25 protein-coding genes are annotated in these 19,629 nt (G+C 33.3%); 24 read left to right on the top strand and 1 reads right to left on the bottom strand.

Features of this window, described 5'->3' with window-relative positions:
- Positions 1-65 precede the first annotated feature (65 nt).
- The 17 genes from BLP68_RS08030 (at position 66) to BLP68_RS07955 (ending at position 14,046) form a co-directional block, all read left to right on the top strand.
- Complete coding sequence (locus tag BLP68_RS08030) at positions 66-515, top strand: CBS domain-containing protein (RefSeq protein ID WP_091542189.1); 450 nt, start codon at positions 66-68, stop codon at positions 513-515.
- Positions 516-850: 335 nt separating this feature from the next.
- Complete coding sequence (locus BLP68_RS08025) at positions 851-1,810, top strand: ABC transporter ATP-binding protein (RefSeq protein WP_091542188.1); 960 nt, start codon at positions 851-853, stop codon at positions 1,808-1,810.
- Entirely contained in the window at positions 1,811-2,587 is a 777-nt protein-coding gene (locus tag BLP68_RS08020) for an ABC transporter permease (RefSeq protein WP_091542185.1), read from the top strand.
- Between the two features lie 250 nt (positions 2,588-2,837).
- Positions 2,838-3,005 (top strand): hypothetical protein, encoded by a 168-nt coding sequence (locus BLP68_RS21695; RefSeq protein WP_176758924.1) that lies wholly within the window; start codon positions 2,838-2,840, stop codon positions 3,003-3,005.
- A gap of 17 nt (positions 3,006-3,022) precedes the next feature.
- Positions 3,023-3,382 (top strand): hypothetical protein, encoded by a 360-nt coding sequence (locus tag BLP68_RS08015; protein ID WP_091542182.1) that lies wholly within the window; start codon positions 3,023-3,025, stop codon positions 3,380-3,382.
- 12 nt (positions 3,383-3,394) lie between these two features.
- Complete coding sequence (locus BLP68_RS08010; RefSeq protein ID WP_091542180.1) at positions 3,395-3,817, top strand: hypothetical protein; 423 nt, start codon at positions 3,395-3,397, stop codon at positions 3,815-3,817.
- 520 nt (positions 3,818-4,337) lie between these two features.
- The gene (locus BLP68_RS08005; protein ID WP_091542178.1) at positions 4,338-4,844 is read left to right on the top strand and encodes a Na+/H+ antiporter subunit E; all 507 of its coding nucleotides are present in this window, start codon (positions 4,338-4,340) and stop codon (positions 4,842-4,844) included.
- Positions 4,844-5,110: a monovalent cation/H+ antiporter complex subunit F gene (locus BLP68_RS08000; protein ID WP_091542174.1), complete on the top strand. Its 267-nt coding sequence runs from the start codon at positions 4,844-4,846 to the stop codon at positions 5,108-5,110. The genes BLP68_RS08005 and BLP68_RS08000 overlap by 1 nt, the downstream gene beginning before the upstream one ends.
- A 12-nt stretch (positions 5,111-5,122) precedes the next feature.
- On the top strand, positions 5,123-5,434 hold the full coding sequence (gene mnhG / locus BLP68_RS07995; RefSeq protein WP_091542171.1) for a monovalent cation/H(+) antiporter subunit G: 312 nt from the start codon (positions 5,123-5,125) through the stop codon (positions 5,432-5,434).
- 30 nt (positions 5,435-5,464) lie between these two features.
- The gene (locus BLP68_RS07990; protein ID WP_091542169.1) at positions 5,465-5,704 is read left to right on the top strand and encodes a hydrogenase subunit MbhD domain-containing protein; all 240 of its coding nucleotides are present in this window, start codon (positions 5,465-5,467) and stop codon (positions 5,702-5,704) included.
- The gene (gene mbhE, locus BLP68_RS07985) at positions 5,701-6,006 is read left to right on the top strand and encodes a hydrogen gas-evolving membrane-bound hydrogenase subunit E (RefSeq protein ID WP_091542165.1); all 306 of its coding nucleotides are present in this window, start codon (positions 5,701-5,703) and stop codon (positions 6,004-6,006) included. The genes BLP68_RS07990 and mbhE overlap by 4 nt, the downstream gene beginning before the upstream one ends.
- The gene (locus BLP68_RS07980; protein WP_091542163.1) at positions 5,999-6,421 is read left to right on the top strand and encodes an MnhB domain-containing protein; all 423 of its coding nucleotides are present in this window, start codon (positions 5,999-6,001) and stop codon (positions 6,419-6,421) included. Before mbhE ends, BLP68_RS07980 begins: the two co-directional genes overlap by 8 nt.
- A gap of 2 nt (positions 6,422-6,423) precedes the next feature.
- Positions 6,424-6,804, top strand: a complete 381-nt coding sequence (locus tag BLP68_RS07975; protein WP_330389114.1) for a cation:proton antiporter subunit C — start codon at positions 6,424-6,426, stop codon at positions 6,802-6,804.
- Entirely contained in the window at positions 6,797-8,284 is a 1,488-nt protein-coding gene (locus tag BLP68_RS07970) for a proton-conducting transporter transmembrane domain-containing protein (RefSeq protein WP_176758923.1), read from the top strand. Before BLP68_RS07975 ends, BLP68_RS07970 begins: the two co-directional genes overlap by 8 nt.
- Before the next feature lie 405 nt (positions 8,285-8,689).
- Positions 8,690-10,888 (top strand): complex I subunit 5 family protein, encoded by a 2,199-nt coding sequence (locus tag BLP68_RS07965; RefSeq protein ID WP_091542155.1) that lies wholly within the window; start codon positions 8,690-8,692, stop codon positions 10,886-10,888.
- Between the two features lie 381 nt (positions 10,889-11,269).
- Complete coding sequence (locus BLP68_RS07960) at positions 11,270-13,126, top strand: complex I subunit 5 family protein (RefSeq protein ID WP_091542152.1); 1,857 nt, start codon at positions 11,270-11,272, stop codon at positions 13,124-13,126.
- A 68-nt stretch (positions 13,127-13,194) separates the two neighbouring features.
- Complete coding sequence (locus BLP68_RS07955) at positions 13,195-14,046, top strand: deoxyribonuclease IV (protein ID WP_091542150.1); 852 nt, start codon at positions 13,195-13,197, stop codon at positions 14,044-14,046.
- A gap of 32 nt (positions 14,047-14,078) precedes the next feature.
- Here the strand turns inward: BLP68_RS07955 and BLP68_RS07950 are convergent, their stop codons facing one another.
- The gene (locus BLP68_RS07950; RefSeq protein WP_091542147.1) at positions 14,079-15,020 is read right to left on the bottom strand and encodes a hypothetical protein; all 942 of its coding nucleotides are present in this window, start codon (positions 15,018-15,020) and stop codon (positions 14,079-14,081) included.
- 147 nt (positions 15,021-15,167) lie between these two features.
- Between BLP68_RS07950 and BLP68_RS07945 the strand changes: the two genes are divergently transcribed.
- From BLP68_RS07945 to BLP68_RS07915, 7 genes are all read left to right on the top strand, one after another.
- Positions 15,168-15,791 (top strand): hypothetical protein, encoded by a 624-nt coding sequence (locus BLP68_RS07945; RefSeq protein WP_091542146.1) that lies wholly within the window; start codon positions 15,168-15,170, stop codon positions 15,789-15,791.
- Positions 15,792-15,827: 36 nt separating this feature from the next.
- The gene (gene acpS / locus BLP68_RS07940; protein ID WP_091542144.1) at positions 15,828-16,214 is read left to right on the top strand and encodes a holo-ACP synthase; all 387 of its coding nucleotides are present in this window, start codon (positions 15,828-15,830) and stop codon (positions 16,212-16,214) included.
- A 12-nt stretch (positions 16,215-16,226) separates the two neighbouring features.
- Positions 16,227-16,859 carry a LolA family protein gene (locus BLP68_RS07935; RefSeq protein ID WP_091542143.1) on the top strand — a complete coding sequence of 211 codons (633 nt, stop codon included), beginning with the start codon at positions 16,227-16,229 and terminating at the stop codon, positions 16,857-16,859.
- A 35-nt stretch (positions 16,860-16,894) separates the two neighbouring features.
- Positions 16,895-18,067, top strand: coding sequence for an alanine racemase (alr, locus tag BLP68_RS07930; RefSeq protein ID WP_091542374.1), 1,173 nt, complete (start codon positions 16,895-16,897; stop codon positions 18,065-18,067).
- 195 nt (positions 18,068-18,262) lie between these two features.
- Complete coding sequence (locus tag BLP68_RS07925; protein WP_091542140.1) at positions 18,263-18,538, top strand: CopG family ribbon-helix-helix protein; 276 nt, start codon at positions 18,263-18,265, stop codon at positions 18,536-18,538.
- A 1-nt stretch (position 18,539) separates the two neighbouring features.
- Positions 18,540-18,890: a type II toxin-antitoxin system PemK/MazF family toxin gene (locus BLP68_RS07920; RefSeq protein WP_091542137.1), complete on the top strand. Its 351-nt coding sequence runs from the start codon at positions 18,540-18,542 to the stop codon at positions 18,888-18,890.
- Between the two features lie 240 nt (positions 18,891-19,130).
- Positions 19,131-19,622 carry a DUF4330 domain-containing protein gene (locus tag BLP68_RS07915; protein ID WP_176758922.1) on the top strand — a complete coding sequence of 164 codons (492 nt, stop codon included), beginning with the start codon at positions 19,131-19,133 and terminating at the stop codon, positions 19,620-19,622.
- The last annotated feature ends 7 nt before the right edge of the window (positions 19,623-19,629 follow it).

Raw genomic sequence — 19,629 nt, 5'->3', positions numbered from 1 at the left:
TTTACTATCCTATACAATTGGGTATCTTAACAATAAATAAATATCTTTTAAAGAGGGGTGTAATTATGCAAGCAAAAGAAATAATGACTAAAGATGTAGTTGTTACAAAAATGGATAACACTGTTGAGGAAGTTGTAAAGATATTAGTAGAAAATAACATAAGCGGACTACCTGTAGTAAATGAAGAAAATAAAGTTGTGGGAATTATAACAGAGGGAGACTTAATTTATAGAAGTAAGAAGCTTCAATTACCATCATATTTTACCATACTTGATAGCTATATCTTCTTGGAAAGTACAAATAATCTAAAGGAACAAATAAAAAAGATGGTTGGTTACAAGGTAGAGGATGTAATGACAAAGGATGTAATTACAGCAGAAGAAGATGATAATATAGAAGATGTAGCCACTCTGATGGCCAATAATAAGATAAACCGTATACCAATTGTTAGAAATGGAATTTTGGTTGGCATAATAAGTAGAAGAGATATTATACGTGCATATGCTAGAGACTAGAAATATCAGATTTTCTGTATAAGATAGGAGCTTTCAACAAAGCAGAGACTGTTCAAAAGCTTCTAGATACGAGGCGCAAGAAAAGCCAGAGTACGAAGCGTATAGATAATACGTAAGGGTTCTGGCTTTTAGAAGCAACGAAGAAGATAGGAGCTTTTCAATAAAGCAGAGACTGTTCAAAAGCTTCTAGATACGAGGCGCAAGAAAAGCCAGAGTACGAAGCGTATAGATAATACGTAAGGGTTCTGGCTTTTAGAAGCAACAAAGTAGATAGGAGTTTTTCAACAGTCTGAACCTACCTTAGGGGTAGGTTTTCTATAAGAAAGGGGTAAGCTATGGAGGAATTGCTTCAGGTTAATAATCTTGAAAAAATATACTATACAGGGAATAATAATCATTTGAAGGCTGTAGATAATGTTTCCTTCAATGTTAATAAAGGAGAAGTGTTTGGACTTCTGGGACCCAATGGTGCAGGTAAAACAAGCACTATAAAGTGTATTTGTGGTCTGTTGGATTATGAGGGCGGAGATGTGCTGGTAAAAGGGTATTCAATGAAGAAAAAAAGAAGAAAAGGTCTTAAACATATTAGTGCAGTACTTGAAGGAAATAGAAACATATATTGGAGAATGACAGTAAAAGAGAATCTTGAGTTTTTTTCAGGGATAAATGGATTATCCAGCACTAAAATAAAGGAACGAATGGATTATTTGATAAAACAGTTTCAATTGGAGGACCAAGAGAATGTTGTTGTTAACAAGCTATCTAGAGGAATGAAGCAGAAGGTGGCCATTGCCATTTCATTAATAACAGATAAAGACATTATATTACTTGATGAACCAACCTTAGGATTAGATGTTTCAATGAGTCATGAAATGAGGCAGATTTTGAGACGAATTGCCAAAGAAGAAGATAAAACTATTCTACTAAGCACACATGATATGAATGTAGTAGAAGACACCTGTGATCGTCTAATAATTATTAATAATGGACAGGTTATTGCTAAGGATACTGTTGAAAACTTAAAAAACCTATTCAATAAAGAAATATATAAAATCCTTTTCAAAGGAAATACAGAGCATCAACTATTACCAAAGCTTAAGAATGTATCAAATATAGTAGAACTTCAAAGACAAGTGGATCATAACGTTGTAATATTGCAATTAAACGATGCAAATGAATTATTTGCTATTTTTGAGCTGTTGAAGGGAGAGTCTATAAATTTAATATCTATAGAAAAGGTTACAAAAAACCTTGAAGGGATTTTTATGGACCTATTGAAGGAGGAGCAACAATAAATGAAGTACTATTATAGTTTTTTGTCCATAGCAAAAAGAGAATGGATTGAATTAAGGCGATATTGGTTTAATAGCTTCATCGGAATAATTATGTATGTACTAGTTTTTGTAGCGCTATTTGCAGGAGCACAATCGATTGGACAGAATAATTTTGCACTGATGGATAGCCTTGAGGGTTTCTTAATTGGATATGCCCTTTGGTTCTTGGCGATGGGTGCTTTCTCAGATACTGCCTACTCCATAGTTGATGAAGCACGGAAAGGCACACTAGAACAATTATATATGACAGAAGTGCCCTTTACGTGGTTACTTATAAGTAAAAACATTGTATCAACAATAATCTTTGTTTTTTTATTTATGATTATAACCATTGTACAGATGCAAATTACTGGTATAAGACTAAACCTAGATTTTTTTAGTATTTTCGTAACCCTTTTTATTAGTTTATTTAGTCTCTATGGTGTTGGCTTAATTTTAGCAGGAGTTGGGCTAATATTTAAGAAAATACAGAATTTGCTAGGTGCAACTCAATTCATATTGGTTGCTATTATGATTTTATCGCCTACAACTGTTCCTATTGTGAAATTTTTGCCATTTGTGTACGGAAGAGAATTGATTATGAATATAATGAGAAACGGATACTCTATAGTAGGGTTTACTTTGTTAGATTGGACATTTCTAATAGGTAATGCTGTATTTTATATGGCTGTAGGTATCTATGGCTATAAAATATCAGAAAAGCAAGTATTAAAAAGAGGCATGCTGGGCCAATACTAAACCATTTTTATTTAAGGTGAATAGTTATTAAATTAACGACAATATATACAGATTATTCTGAATAATCATAGTATAAAAACCAACAAAACTATTAAAAACTTGGTATTATAATTTTAAGAATAGTTACAATATTGATAATTATATGAAATAATAATGACTATTACTAAAAAACTATGAAATGTTTGACATATTATTGACAAGGATATAAAATAATAATAAGAAGATAATGATGCAAAAGGAGGAAAGATTAATGACAAGGAAAATCCTCGGGTTTCTAGCCTTTGTTGCAACTGGTGTTGGACTTTTTGTTTCTACAGTTATGAAGGAATCTAATTTCTTATTTATTCTGCTAACATTAGCTATAGCAGGACTTTATGCAATCGGACTTATGGATCATTATAAGGAATTACAGAAATAGTAAAGGGGGGAAAACCAATGAGATTAGATAAAGGAAAAGCTCACATTATGTTATGTGCTTTTATAGGAGTAACTGCTACTTGGTTTATGAACCATCAGATGGGATACGGAGCAATTGTTTCTAACGGAATAATCGGAGTTTTGGCAGCGATTCTATTACCAGGGCCTCTTGCTGGAGCCACATATGCTGCTTCATTTGTTGGAATGTCATCGATGGCTGTAATTCCTTCCTTGATGGGTGCCGCTGTTGGAGGTATAGTAGTGGGATTAATACTTGCTTTAACAGCAGAGATTTATGCGGGTATTGGAGGCAAGGGTGGTACTACGGCTGCTTTAGCTGTTTTAATCACAAAAACTATAATGGGTTTCTTTGGATAGGGGGGCGACGAAATGGAAAATTTTTATGTAATTGCAGTAGCAGTTTTAGCAGGTATGTCTGCTTATGCCATTAGTATCTATTTAAATAAGGGTGCTGTTTTCGGATCGGCAGTAGTAACATTAGTTTCAGGACTTATTTTTCCTTACTTTGTACCATCCATAGGCGCTAAACTAGCCATCGTTGCAACCTGTGCATCCTATGCAGGGATGGTGGCAGTAAAAAATGTACCTAAACTATGGGAAATGGCAATTGTTTCATTTATCGCAGGAGTATTATTTGTTTTATCAAGTGCAGCCTATGTAGGTGTTGGCGGTAAGCTTGGAGTAATTGGAGCTATTTCATGTTTTTCTTGGATAGGTTTTAAGAAGGTAATGGTGGCGGTAAAAGCTTCAAAAAAAAGCGATGTGCTTAATACAAAGGTAGTTGATCAATAACATCAATTCTTAACGAACTTTAGCAACTATTTAACAAATGCTGGGTTTATAACAATATAAACTTAAACATCATTAATGACCTGTACTCATATTGTACAGATCTGAGTTGAATAAATCAACAAAATACAGACTGTTCAAAAGCTTCTAGATTCGAGGCGCAAAAAAACTCAGTGACTGTAGCGTATACGTAATACGTGAGGGTACTGAGTTTTTGCAACAACGAAGAATATAGGAGTTTTTCAACAGTCTATGACCTGTACTCTTTTTGTACAGGTCTTAAGTATATATACACAAAAATACTTATTGCTTTAAAAAAAATGTAAAAAATTCAACAGCAAACCCTTTATAATACTAGTTTTATTTAAGGCGATAATTGAAACAACTGAATGAATCATTGAAGAAAAATGAAAACTGCTGTACAATATAATATATAAAATACAAAATTAATTAATATAATTTATTATTAAAGAATTTTTTAAAAAGCATTAAGCAAAATTATCTATGATAATAGGAGGCTATAATGAAATTTTTTCATGTGTTTTTTACTAAAAAAGCGATTCTACTATTTATACCATTGTTATTATTTTGGCTAATATTATCGCCTGCCCTTACAGTTGAAACCATAATCATTGGTTTTGTCATATGTTGGGGGGTTGTACTTTTCTCAAAAGATATTATTTTTAGTGAAGATGAAACATCTTTATATTCTCTAAGGGGATTAAAGAACTTTTTTATGTTTCTTATTACTTTAGTTGTTGAAATAATTAAGGCAAATATTGATGTAGCTAAGATAGTATTAAGTCCGTCACTACCAATTACACCATGTTTTGTGAAAATACCTAATACTGTTAAGAAGGACACCAACAAGGTTCTTTTAGCAAATGCAATTACTTTAACTCCAGGGACCTTGACAGTTGACTTAACAGAGGAGGGATATGTTATTCATGCCTTAACAAAGGAAGCAGGGGATGCAATTAAAGGTAGCGCACTTGAAGAAGCTATAATAAAGTTGGAGGGTGAGGAGTAATGATAGCAGGAGCATTTTTGATTTTAACTACATTTCTTGCTATAATGACCTTTGTCTGCTTATACCGTGCCTATAAAGGTCCAACCTCAGCAGATAGAGTTATAGCAATTAATGTGATAGCTACAAAGGTTACTGTGCTAATTGTTTTACTTGCAATGATGACTGATCAAGATTCCTTTGTAGATGTTGCAATTGTGTATGCAATGATGGGGTTTATTACTACTGTATGTGTTTCTAAGTATATGGAAAAAGGAAAACTTTTTTAAGGAGTGCAAATCATGGAATTATTATATAATTTGTTAATTGTTGTTTTTTTTATGGGTGGAGCTTTTTTCTTTTTTGTAGGAACACTGGGATTAATAAGAATGCCTGACGTTTTTTGTAGAATGCATGCCACTACAAAATGTGATACATTAGGAGCTGGATTAATACTAATAGGCTTGATGCTATATAGAGGCTTTGATATTTTATCTTTAAAGCTACTATTAATTATAATGTTTATATGGATTACAAATCCTACAGCGGCCCATATTATAGCAAAGGCAGAGCATAACAAAGGTGAAAGGGACGTAAAACTTGATGAAGAATAACACAAGCTTTCGGATGAAAGGGTGGAAACGGTGGAATTATTAAATGTTATTTTAGTAGTATTTTTAATTGTATGTGCAATTGCCGTTGAGCGCACTAAAGACTTGCTAGGCGCAGTAATAATATTTGCTGCATACAGTTTAACAATGGCAGTTCTTTGGCTAATGCTGAAGGCACCTGATATTGCCTTGACTGAAGCAGCTATAGGGGCAGGAGCAACTACAATATTGTTTGTTGCTGTAATCAGTCGTACAAGGAGGATGGAGAAGTGAAAAAGGGACTATTTATTATAGTATTATCAGGACTTTTTCTTCTGCTGGTGGCTAGTATCCTTCAGATGCCATCACTTGGTAGTATAGAAAACCCATCCTATAATGAAACTGCAGTGTACTACCTAGAAAATGCTGTGGAGGATACCCATGCACCCAATGCTATTGCAGCTATTATTACTGATTATAGGGCCTTTGATACTTTAGGAGAAACAACTGTACTTTTCACCTCAATAGCTGCAGTAATATCAGTTCTAAAGATAAGTCATCATTCAAAGAATAAGGGGGATAAAGCTAATGGATGATTTAATAGTAAAAACTATTACAAGATTAATAGTTCCCTTTATACAGGTTTATGGAATATTTATTATTTTACACGGTCATATTTCTCCCGGTGGTGGTTTCTCAGGCGGAGCAGTATTAGGCTCGAGTATGATACTGTTTACATTATCCTATGGACTTACAGATGCCACAAAAAAGCTTCCCCATAAGGTTACTGGGGTACTGGAATCGGGTGGAATTATATGGTATATACTGCTTGGCTTAATGGGGATTCTTCTGGGTGGAAAATTCCTGTCAAATAAAGAGGTTGGTTTCTTTATGGGACAAGCTGGCGAAATTTTAAGTGCTGGAATAATTCCACTAATTACTGTGGCTATAGGGATTAAGGTTGCCAGTACTGTGATTACACTATTTCATACGATTATTGAGGAGGACTGATGGTGGAATTTATAAGATCAATTGTAGAACATATAAATTATGTAGCTTCGGTTGCCCTCTTTATCATTGGATTATACACAGTATTAACCCATAGTAACCTTTTAAAAAAAGTTATTGGTATTAATATTATGGAGACTTCAATATTTTTATTTTTTGTTTCAATAGGCTATGTTCATGATGGTAGTGCTCCTATTATAAACTTAGGAGGAGATAGGGTAATATATGTTAACCCATTGCCTTCAGCTCTAATTCTTACGGGTATTGTTGTTGCTGTTAGTATTACTGCATATTCCCTCAGCTTAATAATTAAGCTCTATGAGGCATATGGAACTATAGATTTAAATGAGATTATGGAGATTAGGGGGGGACGCACCAATGAGTAGTCAGCATTTTCCTGTTTATAGTTTACTGTTATTATTAGCTGCTGCTGTAATAATTCCCCTGTTAAACAAAAAATCATTTTCTAAGGTTAAATTATTTTTGATAACTGTATTGGTGGCTGTATGGGGTTTTACATTAAAAACCCTATTATTTGTGTATCAATCAGGAGCTTATAGCTATAATTTTGGTAATTGGAATGAGATTATAGGAGTACAGTTTATAGTAGATGAGTTTTCCGCACTAATGACATTATTTGTAATGTCATTAGCAATATTAATCCTTATTTACTCCTTCAAGGATATGGAGCACGAGATTAATAAAGATCAATTTACAGGCTATTATACACTTGTTTTTATTCTTTTGTTTTCAATGATAGGAATAACATATACCAATGATTTATTTAACATGTATGTATTTATGGAGATATTATCAATAACATCCTGTAGTATCATTTCTATTAAGAAGAAGAAAGAAAATTATATGGCAGCCTTTAGGTATTTAATTTTAAATACAATAGGTTCACTTTCAATTTTAATGGGTATAGCAATGATTTACATGGTAACTGGACATCTAAATATGACTCAGGTGTACCAAACAATAGCAGAAGTATGGCAGCTATATCCAACCAATATCTTAACAGCCGTAGGATTTATTCTTACAGGGTTGGGAATTAAAGCAGCCATGTTTCCCCTCCATATATGGTTACCAGATGCCCATTCAACTGCACCATCTCCATCAAGTGCCTTATTGTCCAGCTTAGTTGTTAAGGTTTATATATTCTCAGTCTATAAAATATTATTTAAGGTATTAGGTCAATCGATTGTGGTGGCATTGGGAGTGCCTACTTTTATCACATATTTTGCAGCTGTAGGTATGATAATGGGCTCGGTTTTTGCAATTGGACAAAAAGATATTAAAAGGATGCTGGCATATTCCAGCGTAGCACAAATAGGATATATCTTTCTAGGCCTGGGACTAGTAACAATAGATGGGTTATCTGCATCAATGTTTCATATTATATCCCATGGATTAATGAAATCGGCATTGTTTTTGAGTGCTGGAGCAATTATCTATTATAAGGATAAGCGTAATATAAATGATCTTGATGGGATAGGATATGAAATGCCCATCACAATGTTTGTATTTACAGTAGCTGCCTTTGGTATGATTGGTATACCAGGAATTAATGGATTCATGAGTAAAATATATTTAAGCTTTGCAGTATTAGACGCTAATAAACCAATATATCTTATTTTGATACTGGCAAGTAGCTTTTTAAATGCTGTCTATTATTTGCCAATAATAATTTCAGCCTTTTTAAAGGAGAGCAAAGATAGAAAGAATATAATGGAGATAGATAAACTTCCCAAATCAATGCTTATCCCTATGGTTATTCTAGCCTTAGGAAGTATAATAATGGGCTTCTACCCACAATTAATTATGAATGTTGTGGAAAAAGCAGTACCAACCTTCTTATTTTAAGGCTATAATGGTCATTTATTATTAAATATGAGTATAATATTTAGTAGATATAATTAATAAAATTATTATTAAAATTTATTAAAGAAAAGCCCCATTGATTATTGAAATCTATGGGGCTCTGGTGTACAATGATGTTAGAAGAAGTTGAATGTTAAACATATAACAAAGTATTGGTGTTTAAAAAATACCTATTATTATTAAATACTTTCTATAATATAGATTAAGCTTAATGTAAAGTAATATTAAAGCTTTTAATAATATATACGGAATACAGGGTAGTATCCTGGTGTTAAATTTATAACAATCATCCATACTTCAACTAAATACGAGATTAAATGATTAAACTGTGTAGCTAGAGTAGTTTAACTTAGCTTTTGTGATCTATTTCTATGGAGGAGATTAAAAATGAAAAGTGTAGAAAATCTAAAGGTGTTATCTAAAGGAGGAAGTGCAATATCACTTCAGGAAAACAAATGGAACTCCTTTTCTGTTGACTGTATTGTTGTATTTATTGCTTCTTTAGTTATTATTATGGGCTTCATAGCTCTAACTATTACTGGTTTAGGGGATACCATCTTTAGTATTAAATTTGAAGCATTGAGAAAGATTATTACTAGTATAGCTAATTATAAGCCACTACCATTACTTGTTATTATGACACCTTTTTTAGGGAGTCTTGTTGAGCTATATTGGGGCAGAAAGTCAGATGATTTGAGAGATGTTACTGTTGTAAATACAACGTTTTTAAGCTTACTAATGATTTTAGCAATGTATCCACAGGCATTAGATGGTGGTCATGTATATCGTATTTCAAGAATACTTGGCTTTGGGTTGTCTTTTAAGGTTGATATGCTTAGTATTACAATGGCCTTCACGACATCCGTGTTATGGCTTCTAGTGATGATTTATTCTCATGACTATATGCTCTTTGAAAACCATAGAAATCGATTTTACTTTTTTATGTCAGTAACCTATGGAGCAATTTTAGGAACAGTTATGGCTGGCGATATATTTACAATGTTCTTGTTTTTTGAAATTATGACATTTAGTTCATATATGTTGGTTTCCCACTGTGAACATGAAGACTGTATAGTAGCAGGGTATAATTATATTTATATGGGTGTTCTTGGAGGCTTAAGTATATTATTAGGTATGATACTGCTTTATATAAAGACAGGTACTCTTGAATTTGTTCCTATGGTGTCAATGCTTGAAGGTACTGGTCCATTAAAATACTGGATAATAGGATTATTTATCTTTGGATTTGGGATTAAGGCGGGAATGGCACCGGTGCATATTTGGCTACCCAAGGCCCATCCAGTTGCACCAACCCCAGCTAGTGCCCTGTTATCTGGTATTATGATTAAAATAGGTGCTTATGGAATACTTAGGGCAACAACAACTATCTTTTTTCCAGCGGCCTTTGAAATTTCTGGATACAAGGATTTATTATGGGAGCCATCACAAAATTTAGGTGCATTTATTATATGGCTCGGTATTATTACAATGGGACTTGGAGTGTTTTTAGCACTACAGCAGGCAAATATAAAAAAGATGCTGGCATACCATAGTATTAGTCAAATGGGTTATATTGTAATGGGAATAGGAGTAGCAGTATACTTGGGGTATAAAGGCGGTATGGGTTTTTCAGGTGCCTTATATCATATTATCAACCATGCTTTATTTAAATCACTATTATTCATGGTGGCAGGCATTATATACCTTAAGACTCATGAATTGGATATGTATAAGCTTGGAGGACTATGGAAAAAGATGCCCTTCACAGCCATGGTGTGTCTTATAGCCGCTTTAGGTATTACGGGAATGCCAGGATTCAACGGATTTGCTAGTAAGTCAATACTACACCACGCAATTATTGAGGCATATGAATATGGACACCCCTCCTTTAAGTATGCTGAAGTGATATTTACAATAATAAGTGCTGGTACGGTATGTTCATTTATAAAGCTATTTGGATTCGTTTTTCTAGGTAAACTGCCAGAGAAGCATAGAAATATTAAAGGCACCTATAGAATGATGGAAATGGCAATGGCTGGTATGGCGCTAATGATTATTGGAATTGGGTTAAAGCCTAACTATTTGCTTGATCATTTCATTATACCTGCAGTAAGGAGTGTAACCTATGATCCAGCCTTCATTGATAAATATCTAGTGAATATGAACTTTTTTAATGGTCAGGATATGATGGGTATGGTTTGGGTATATTTGTTGGGGGCTATCATCTTTGTTTTAGGATTAAAGTTCCACCTATTCCATATTCATTTACCGGAATGGCTAAAAATTGAATATATTTTCTTCTATCCATTAATAAAGGTTTTGCAAGCCATAAGGAGAGTTATGGTTAATGGGGAAGAGGATATTGTTATTGGAAATAATGCTGCAGGCAGAATAAATAAAGCTTTACATGCAATAACAGAAGACCGTGATGAAAGTACAATGAATAAAGAAGGAATTATACAACGTTTTGTTTCTACAGTACAAATTTTTACAAATAAATATGAAATGACTATCATACGAAGTGATGTAATTATTTACTCTGTTGTACTAACTGGAGTTATGGCATTATTATTTGTTTTTAGATAAAAGGTCAATATTAGTTGCTAAAGATTAAGACTTAATAAAACTATTTATTAAGTCTTTTCTTATTCATATTAATAAAATTTATTAAAAAAGTATTTATACTTTAATAAGAAAGTATTATAAGAAGAATATAAGACCTAGAGAGGGCTAAATAGAGACCTAATTTCTTGACAATAATAATTCTTATCATGTAAGATTAAGTGATAACTACTATCATAATAACTTTTCATAAAACAATAGGACTTATGAATTCAAAATTGTATTAGATTGAACTGATAATTAAATTATATAAACACAGAGTTGTTGTCATTCTAATCATCAATAACTAATAAATTTATAATTAACTACTAATGATTCTTTCATTATATTGACAGGAGGTAAATAATGAATATTTTAAGGGTTGTTATAATGTTTTGGCTCCCGGCAGTGGTAATCTTTTTTGGATTATTTGAAGCTTTAATAATTCCATTGTTGGATGATAGTCATCGACTAGCTCGAAGGATTTCTGTAAATGCTTTTATTATATTTACTACGATTCTTATTATGCTAACCTATAATCAGGTAAAGGATGCACCTATAGTTTATGAGTTCGGTCGGGTTTTTGGAATGGGAATTTTCTTCAAGATTGATCTATTGAATTATATTTTAATGGTATTTGCAGGAATTATATTTACTATATCTAGTATCTACAGTCTTGAAGATATTAAGCAAAAAGATAGAGAAAGAACCTTCTATTTCTTTTATATTATTACCTATGTTGCTACAATTGGTACATTAATGGCAGGTGACCTTCTAAGCTTTTTCTTATTTTTTGAAATAATGACCTTTAGCTCCTATGGACTGATGGTTCACTATAGAGGAGAGGAAGTACTAGAGGCAGGTAACGTTTATATTTATATGGGTATTATAGGTGGATTAAGCATTCTTAGTGGGATAATACTACTATCAGCCTATACCCAAAGCTATGAATGGATAAATCTTGCCGATAAGTTTAGCCAGCTAGGATTCATAAAATATGTTATCGGAGGCTTGTTTATATTTGGTTTTGGTGTAAAGGCCGGTATGGTACCCTTTCATTTCTGGTTACCTAAAATATATAGAGAAGCTCCAATTACTGTTAATGCAATTTCATCTGGTATTTTAACAAAGGTTGGAGCATACGGAATACTACGTGTAGCAACAATTATTTACTCAGTAAGTGCTGTAGAAGCTTCAACTGCCAACGTAGTATTATGGAACACCTCTACTAATTTAGGTGTTGTAATAATTTGGCTTGGTATCATAACAATGGTGGTAGGCGTGTTTCTTGCCCTCCTTGAAAGCAACATGAAAAAGATGTTGGCCTATCATAGTATAAGTCAAATGGGTTATATTATTATGGGGATAGGAGTGGCAGCTTACTTGGGATATAAAGGAGCTATGGGTTTCTCGGGAAGTATATACCATATGGTTAACCATGGATTTTTCAAATCTCTCCTGTTTATGGTGGCGGGAGTAGTATATCTGCATACTAAAGAATTAGACATGTATCGTCTTGGTGGCCTATGGAAAAAAATGCCCTTTGCAGCTTTAGTGGCTTTAGTTGCTGTATTGGGTATTACAGGCATGCCAGGCTTCAATGGATTTGCAAGTAAGTCTATACTACATCACGCAATAATAGAAGCCTATGAATATGGACATCCTTCATTTCGATATGCAGAATTGATTTTCAAACTGGTTAGTGCAGGAACAGTCTGTTCCTTCTTAAAGTTCTTTGGGTTTATTTTTATGGGAGAATGCCCACCCCAATATGAAAACTTAAAGCCAAGGTACCCAAGAATGGCCGTAGCTATGGGGACTCTAGCATTTATAGTAGTAGCAATTGGTATTCGCCCTGAATGGTTTTTAAATAGATTTATTATACCGGCAGTTTTATCCTTCACTTATGATCCAGTATTTGTTGAGAAATATATTGTAGGTATAAACTTTTGGAATATGAAAGACATTATGGGTATGGTAATGGTTTATGGAATGGGGATTGGTATTTTTGTAGTAGGCGTTAAGTATCACTTGTTTCATCACCACTTACCAAGCTGGCTGAATGCAGAGCGATTTATATATAGACCCGTAACACAATTTTGTGAAGGCTTTCCCAATATGTGTGTTCAGAAATATGAGAAACCTATGGTTCTTGGAGATGTCTTTATATATGTAACATTACTAACCCTCATCTTAGGTGCGTTGGTTGTTACTGGTTTTTAATTTGAGAAGTTGGGTATAACACTATTATAGAGAGTTAAGTGGCAAGAAATTTTGAGAGGGTGATATACATGAAGCTAGGCTCTCATGTTTCTGTTTCAGGTAAAGGATTGCTTTCTGCTGTTAAAGAAGCTATAAGCTATAATGCCGATACCTTTATGATTTATACAGGAGCACCACAAAATACAAGAAGAAAAAATATTGAAGATATGTTTATAGGGGAAGGCTTAAGCTTAATGAAGGAGTATGGCATTGAAGATTTTATAGTACATGCTCCGTATATTATGAATTTTGCATCCCCCAATAAAGAAACCTTCCAAATGTCGGTTGATTTTTTAGCAAAGGAAATTGTTAGAACAGAGGCAATGGGAGCTCCTTATATAGTCATGCATCCTGGAGCTCATGTAGGCTCAGGAGAAGAAATTGGCTTGCAAAGAATAGTAGAGGGTCTTAATGAAGTAATAACCTCCAAGCAAAGGGTAAAGATAGCCCTAGAGCTGATGGCGGGAAAGGGAACAGAATTAAACTATAAATTTGAGCATTCTGCCTATATAATGGATAAAGTAAAGTATCCAGATAAGTTGACTGTTTGTTTTGATACGTGCCACACCCATGATGCTGGTTACGACATAATAAACGATTTTGATGGAGTAATGGATTACTTTGATAGAATAATTGGTATTGAAAGGCTAGAAGTTTTTCACATCAATGGTTCTTTAAATCAGAGGGGAAAAAGAAAGGACCGACATGCTAATATTGGAGCGGATGAGAATAATCCAAAAGGGAAGGACTATATTGGACTAAAGGCATTAAAATATATAGTTCATCATGAGGCCGCACTAGGAAAACCCTGTATATTAGAAACACCTTGGATTGATAAAAAGACAAATTTATATAAAGAAGAGATTATAATGTTAAAATAACATTAAAAAAGCAGGGAGATTCCTGCTTTTTTTTAATGACTATTGGATTCAAAAATATCAATTATTTGTTCAATATTTTTTATTATAATTGCTCCTTTAACCTGTGTAAGATGAAAGTTTTCTTCCTCTAGTTCATTTTTATAATCTTCGATGGATAGCTTGAATTGTTGAAACCCATCACCTTCATTCTTTTCCACAAGTCGCTGCTTTAAACTATCTCCAATTTCTTCAGCCTCATTAATTTCATTCTCTGCTTCCTCAAAATCTTCAAGAGATGCCATTAAAACTGACTGTCGAACACGATATTTAACTTCATATATCTCCTGTGGAGCCTTTGAACTAAAATGACCACGGAAATCATTTAAACATGAAGTTAATTCATTAAACTCCAGTAGGCTTGTGAGTATTTCTTTATTGGACACACTGATTGATGCGTCACCTAGCTTATTTTCAAAGGTTTCAACATCATCACTGGAAGCTCCAGCTTTTCTCAATTGAGGTTCTAATACATTCCATTTTCTATGTATTCCAGCAACTAAAATTTCTATTTGGTACCATATATTTTCTATATCATTAGGAAGCTCTTCTATCTGAACTATGTCACTTTCAACATCTTCCTCTTCAAGCAAGGGAATAATAAGCGCCTCCTCATGAATAAACATATTTATATCTATAGCTTCCTTGGCAGGCTCTTCTTTTTCCTCTGCATCCAGTTCCACATCTGATTCCAATTCTACCTCTTGCTTTCCCTTTTCTACTTCCTCCATTGCTTTTTCAAGACCGGTAACTCCATCGATTGACAGCATAACAGTAAGTATATCCTCTTCAATTTCAGTAAAGGATCCTGGTAATTCAGGTGCTTCATCATTCTTCTCTTGGGGGTTAGGCTTAGGATTGCCATTACAACCCCATATGAACAATAAAGCCATAACTAATAGAAAAATACTTATTTTTTTAATTAACTTTGTATTCATCATATCACCTCAAATCTAGTGTTTCCATTAAACAAAATTTAATAACAATAATTAAAATAGGACAAGAGACTAGCAGGATAAATGTAATAATTATATAATAATATAGACATATAATAATGCATTTTGAGTTGCAGAAAGAGGGATACTATGTTCTTCAAAAAAACAATAAAAGATATAAAATTAAATGAAAAAGTACTAAAAAAGAGCAGGGTTCCTATACTAATTAAGGATAGTGGATGGAAAAAGGTTTTTGAACCTAAAAAAAATAGATTTATGGAGAATTTATCTAAAAACCTTGAAGCTCTACTTAATGAAGAAAGAGAATTGAAAAAAGAAATAAGGGGCAAGAATGAACGAAAGCTTCTTCTTGTAAAAAAAATATTAAAGCTATCTGAATTAGTTAATAGAGACAATAGGGAAGATGCTCTTGAAGAGATGGAGAGATGTAAGCTTGAAATGCAGCATCTTAGTACTGAAATTGAAAGCTTATTTCTTCGATTGGAGGAATTGCCAAGGGAGATAGAGCAGAATAATTTAGCTCTTTTAAAGGAAACCATTAAAATTGCTTATGACGAACTATCCACCAACAAAAATAGTTTAACCACTACAGACGAAGAAATCAACACCTTAAGAAATCGGTTGGGGGAGTTAAGGGATCAAAAAGAGGAACTGGAAAAAAAGATAGACTTTTTGTATTCATTTCTTCATACAATGGTAGGATATGAGGAAATGGAGAGTTTAGATCATCAATTATTAGACACAGAAAACTAATGGAATATGGTAAGATATATTTAAGAGGTGATCCTTGTGATTAAAGGAATTGGTATTGATATAATCGAAATAAATCGTATTGCTAAGGCCATTGATAAAAGCCCAAGATTTATTGAAAGAATTTTTACCGAGAATGAGATAAGCATATTAAACAAAAACAATATGAAACCAGCATCAGTGGCAGGTTTTTTTGCTGCTAAGGAAGCAGTGGTTAAAGCACTTGGAACTGGATTAAGGGATATGAAATGGAAGGATATAGAGATATTAAAGGATGAATTGGGAAAACCATTGGTACTTTTGCATAATAATGCCCTAAAAACTGCATATAGTAGAAATATAAATACTATATTAATTACTATATCCCATAGTAAAGAAAATGCAGTTGCACATGCAACCGCCCTCGGAAAAAATGGGGATTTATAAGGAGGGTTTTAATTGAAGCTTTGGAGGGTTGTTTTTTTAGGAGTAATTGTTGTAACTCTATTGTCAGCCTGTAAACAGCCTACCAATGAAGAAGTATATTATAAAGCACAAAAGAAGCTAAATGAGATGGAAAGCTATAAATGCACCGTTCGAATTTCTGTATCAGGAAATGAAGGGGTAAGAGAGTATGTTTTAGAGCAGATGTTCAAATATCCTGATAGATATCGATTAGAAGTAATTGAACCTGCGGAAAACAAGGGGAATGCCACCATCTATAATGGTAAAACTGCTTGGGTTATTAGTCCTTCTTTAAATCAGATATGGAAGATGAATTCATTTGAAAGATCCAATGAGCAACTACTATTTATAGGGTATTTTATGAAAAACATGCTTAACAATGAATCAACGACAATTACAAGTGAAGCATTAGAAGAAGATTTTATAGTAATAAAAACAGATTTACCCACCGGCAACTTTTACTTTCACAGCCAAAAGCTATGGATATCTAGTAAAGAATTAGTTCCAACACAGCTACAAATATTAGATGAAAAAGAGAATATACGCTTTAGAGTGCATTTTGAAGATTTCCAATATAATCCAAAGCTAGAGGATGAATTGTTTTTCTTAAATACTGAAGAGGAATAAAACTTTAACAAATGATAAAGGAAGGAAGATGGGTTATGCTTACTAGACAAGACTTACGACCCGTTTGGGCAGAAATAAATCTTAATAATTTAAAAAATAACATTTCCGAAGTTAGAAGAGTTGTTAAGAAGGATACCCTAATTTGTGCAGTAATAAAGGCTGATGGCTATGGACATGGAGCTGTGGAAATTGCCTCAACCTTGTTAGCAAATGGTGCTGATCGTTTGGCTGTAGCCACCTTGACAGAGGCAATCCAGTTAAGAAAAGCTGGTATTGATACTTCTTTAATGGTCCTTGGATATACACCTGAAGAACAAGCTCAACTGGTAATAAACTATGATATAATTCAGACGGTTTATACTCTTCAACAGGCAAAGGCCTTTTCAGAAGCTGCTACATTAAATAATAAAAGTGTAAAACTACATTTAAAAATTGACACAGGCATGTCTAGGTTGGGATTCGATACCACTGATAAAACAATCAAAGAAATTGGAGAAATAGTTTTAATGCCAAATTTAGTTGTTGAGGGAATATATACTCATTTTGCAATGGCTGACGAAAAAGATAAAACCTTTACTCATCAACAGTTTAATAGGTTTACAGAACTTACACACAAATTAGAAAAAGAAGATATTAACATACCAATAAAACATGTTTCAAATAGTGCAGCTATTATAGATTTGCCTGAAATGAACCTTGATATGGTAAGAGCAGGTATAATGCTCTATGGATTATACCCATCAAAGGATGTCAACCATAATCAAGTAAAACTAAAACAAGTAATGACATTAAAAGCTAGGGTGTCACATGTAAAAAAACTACCTGCTGACTGTGGAATAAGCTATGGCTTAATTTACAAAACAGAGGAAGAACGAAAAATAATTACCCTTCCTATTGGATATGCAGATGGGTTTACTAGACTACTTACTGGTAAAGCAACAGTATCCATCAAAGGAGAGAAAATACCAGTAGTTGGTAGAATATGTATGGATCAATCTATGGCCGATGCCACAGGAATAGAAGTAGAAAGAGGCGATGAAGTTATACTTTTTGGTGAGACTTCAGATATAGCAGATACAGTTGATGATTTTGCTGCTAAATTAGGCACTATTAACTATGAAATAGTATGTATGATTGGTAAAAGAGTACCACGAGTTTATTTGGAAAATAATAAGCTTTTACACATTCGTGATACTTTGTTAGAATAATATAGAGTACCCATAATAAAAGAATAAAAAAATATAATTTATTTTTTGCTTGTCTTTTGTATAAATTATCTGTCATATTGACACACTTTAAATGAATAATATATAATTGGGTATATATTTTTCACCTATATTATTATTGAGAGTTAATATATCAAACATACTTTTATTTTTACTCATGTTTTTAGGAGGTGCTAAATGGCTGAATCAAAACGAATTATGATAAGCCTACCCGATAGCCTGCTCAAGGAGATCGATAATATTGTTTCGTCAGAAAGAACCAACAGAAGTGAATTTATAAGAAAAGCTATGAAGCTATATCTTAGGGAAAAAAGCAAGATAGAATTAAGAGAACGAATGAAAGCTGGATACCAAGAAATGGCTAATATTAATCTATCTTTGGCAGAATTGGGACTTAGCCTCGATATATCATCCTTAGAAAACTATGAGGTAAAAATGGCGGAGTGTGAGTGATGTGAATGTTAAAAGAGGAGATATCTACTACGCAGATTTAAGTCCTGTTATAGGTTCGGAGCAAGGGGGCGTTAGGCCTGTATTAATTGTACAAAATGATATAGGTAATCGATATAGTCCTACTGTTATTATTGCTGCTATTACGTCCCAGATAAACAAGGCTAAACTACCTACCCATATCGAAATTGTAGCAGCGGAATATGGATTGCCAAAGGACTCCGTTGTATTACTGGAGCAAATCAGAACAATTGATAAGCGAAGATTGGATGAAAAGGTAGGGCATCTGAACGAAGAAATGATGGAAAAGGTAAATGATGCTTTGCTGATAAGTTTAGGATTAATAGATTTCTAGTGAAGGCTTAAGATTTTCTTAGGTCTTTTTATTATGCAGTTCTTAGTGGGCAACTGGTAATTATGTACCACACATTAACCTTGAAAGGTGTTCACATTTTATGACATTTAGTCTATAATAAAGAGGTTAGAGAGTAAATACTAACAATTACATTATTATTGAATTATATATCTATTCATAAAACTAAATATAATGGTTTATGATAGAAAAACACTGGTCAATATAGGAGGAGGGAGACAAATGAAACTAATAGACGAAAATGGGAGAGTATTTGGCAAAATCAGTTGGATTGATTTGACGATATTAATACTTGTTGCTGCAATGGCATTATTTCTATTCTATAGAGGCTTTATGCGTTCAGAACTAAAGGAGAATGTTGGACAAGAAAAGAATGTTACAGTTACTGTTTTCTTACCCAAATTGACATCCTTTCAGTTAGATGCTTTAGAGGAAGGTCCAGCTAGGCTTCAAAGAACTGGTAGAAACGCCAACGTTGAGGTAATGATAATTGAAGCTGTACCAGCACAGGAGCCTGTAGAAACAAAGGATGGAACTATAGTAATAGCCAGTAGTCCCAATAGGTTTGATGCAAAGGTAACAGTAACTGGCCCAGGTGAAGTTATGAGGGATAGAATAATGATAGGAACAATTGAAGTGAAGGTAGGTACAGATTTAAGACTATTAACTAAATACTTTGAAGGCGTTGGAGTAATCTATAGTATAGACGAGTAGCGAAGGG

The sequence above is a fragment of the Alkaliphilus peptidifermentans DSM 18978 genome, from assembly GCF_900101495.1.
Classification (GTDB): domain Bacteria; phylum Bacillota; class Clostridia; order Peptostreptococcales; family Natronincolaceae; genus Alkaliphilus_C; species Alkaliphilus_C peptidifermentans.
Note: the sequence above shows the minus strand (reverse complement) of the source record. Positions and strands in the feature narration are given on the sequence as shown.

Coding starts and splice junctions, on each gene's coding strand:
- BLP68_RS08030 (WP_091542189.1), top strand. CDS start 66: ATGCAAGCAAAAGAAATAATGACTAAAGATGTAGTTGTTACAAAAATG.
- BLP68_RS08025 (WP_091542188.1), top strand. CDS start 851: ATGGAGGAATTGCTTCAGGTTAATAATCTTGAAAAAATATACTATACA.
- BLP68_RS08020 (WP_091542185.1), top strand. CDS start 1,811: ATGAAGTACTATTATAGTTTTTTGTCCATAGCAAAAAGAGAATGGATT.
- BLP68_RS21695 (WP_176758924.1), top strand. CDS start 2,838: ATGACAAGGAAAATCCTCGGGTTTCTAGCCTTTGTTGCAACTGGTGTT.
- BLP68_RS08015 (WP_091542182.1), top strand. CDS start 3,023: ATGAGATTAGATAAAGGAAAAGCTCACATTATGTTATGTGCTTTTATA.
- BLP68_RS08010 (WP_091542180.1), top strand. CDS start 3,395: ATGGAAAATTTTTATGTAATTGCAGTAGCAGTTTTAGCAGGTATGTCT.
- BLP68_RS08005 (WP_091542178.1), top strand. CDS start 4,338: ATGAAATTTTTTCATGTGTTTTTTACTAAAAAAGCGATTCTACTATTT.
- BLP68_RS08000 (WP_091542174.1), top strand. CDS start 4,844: ATGATAGCAGGAGCATTTTTGATTTTAACTACATTTCTTGCTATAATG.
- mnhG (WP_091542171.1), top strand. CDS start 5,123: ATGGAATTATTATATAATTTGTTAATTGTTGTTTTTTTTATGGGTGGA.
- BLP68_RS07980 (WP_091542163.1), top strand. CDS start 5,999: ATGGATGATTTAATAGTAAAAACTATTACAAGATTAATAGTTCCCTTT.
- BLP68_RS07970 (WP_176758923.1), top strand. CDS start 6,797: ATGAGTAGTCAGCATTTTCCTGTTTATAGTTTACTGTTATTATTAGCT.
- BLP68_RS07965 (WP_091542155.1), top strand. CDS start 8,690: ATGAAAAGTGTAGAAAATCTAAAGGTGTTATCTAAAGGAGGAAGTGCA.
- BLP68_RS07960 (WP_091542152.1), top strand. CDS start 11,270: ATGAATATTTTAAGGGTTGTTATAATGTTTTGGCTCCCGGCAGTGGTA.
- BLP68_RS07955 (WP_091542150.1), top strand. CDS start 13,195: ATGAAGCTAGGCTCTCATGTTTCTGTTTCAGGTAAAGGATTGCTTTCT.
- BLP68_RS07950 (WP_091542147.1), bottom strand. CDS start 15,020: ATGAATACAAAGTTAATTAAAAAAATAAGTATTTTTCTATTAGTTATG.
- BLP68_RS07945 (WP_091542146.1), top strand. CDS start 15,168: ATGTTCTTCAAAAAAACAATAAAAGATATAAAATTAAATGAAAAAGTA.
- alr (WP_091542374.1), top strand. CDS start 16,895: ATGCTTACTAGACAAGACTTACGACCCGTTTGGGCAGAAATAAATCTT.
- BLP68_RS07925 (WP_091542140.1), top strand. CDS start 18,263: ATGGCTGAATCAAAACGAATTATGATAAGCCTACCCGATAGCCTGCTC.
- BLP68_RS07915 (WP_176758922.1), top strand. CDS start 19,131: ATGAAACTAATAGACGAAAATGGGAGAGTATTTGGCAAAATCAGTTGG.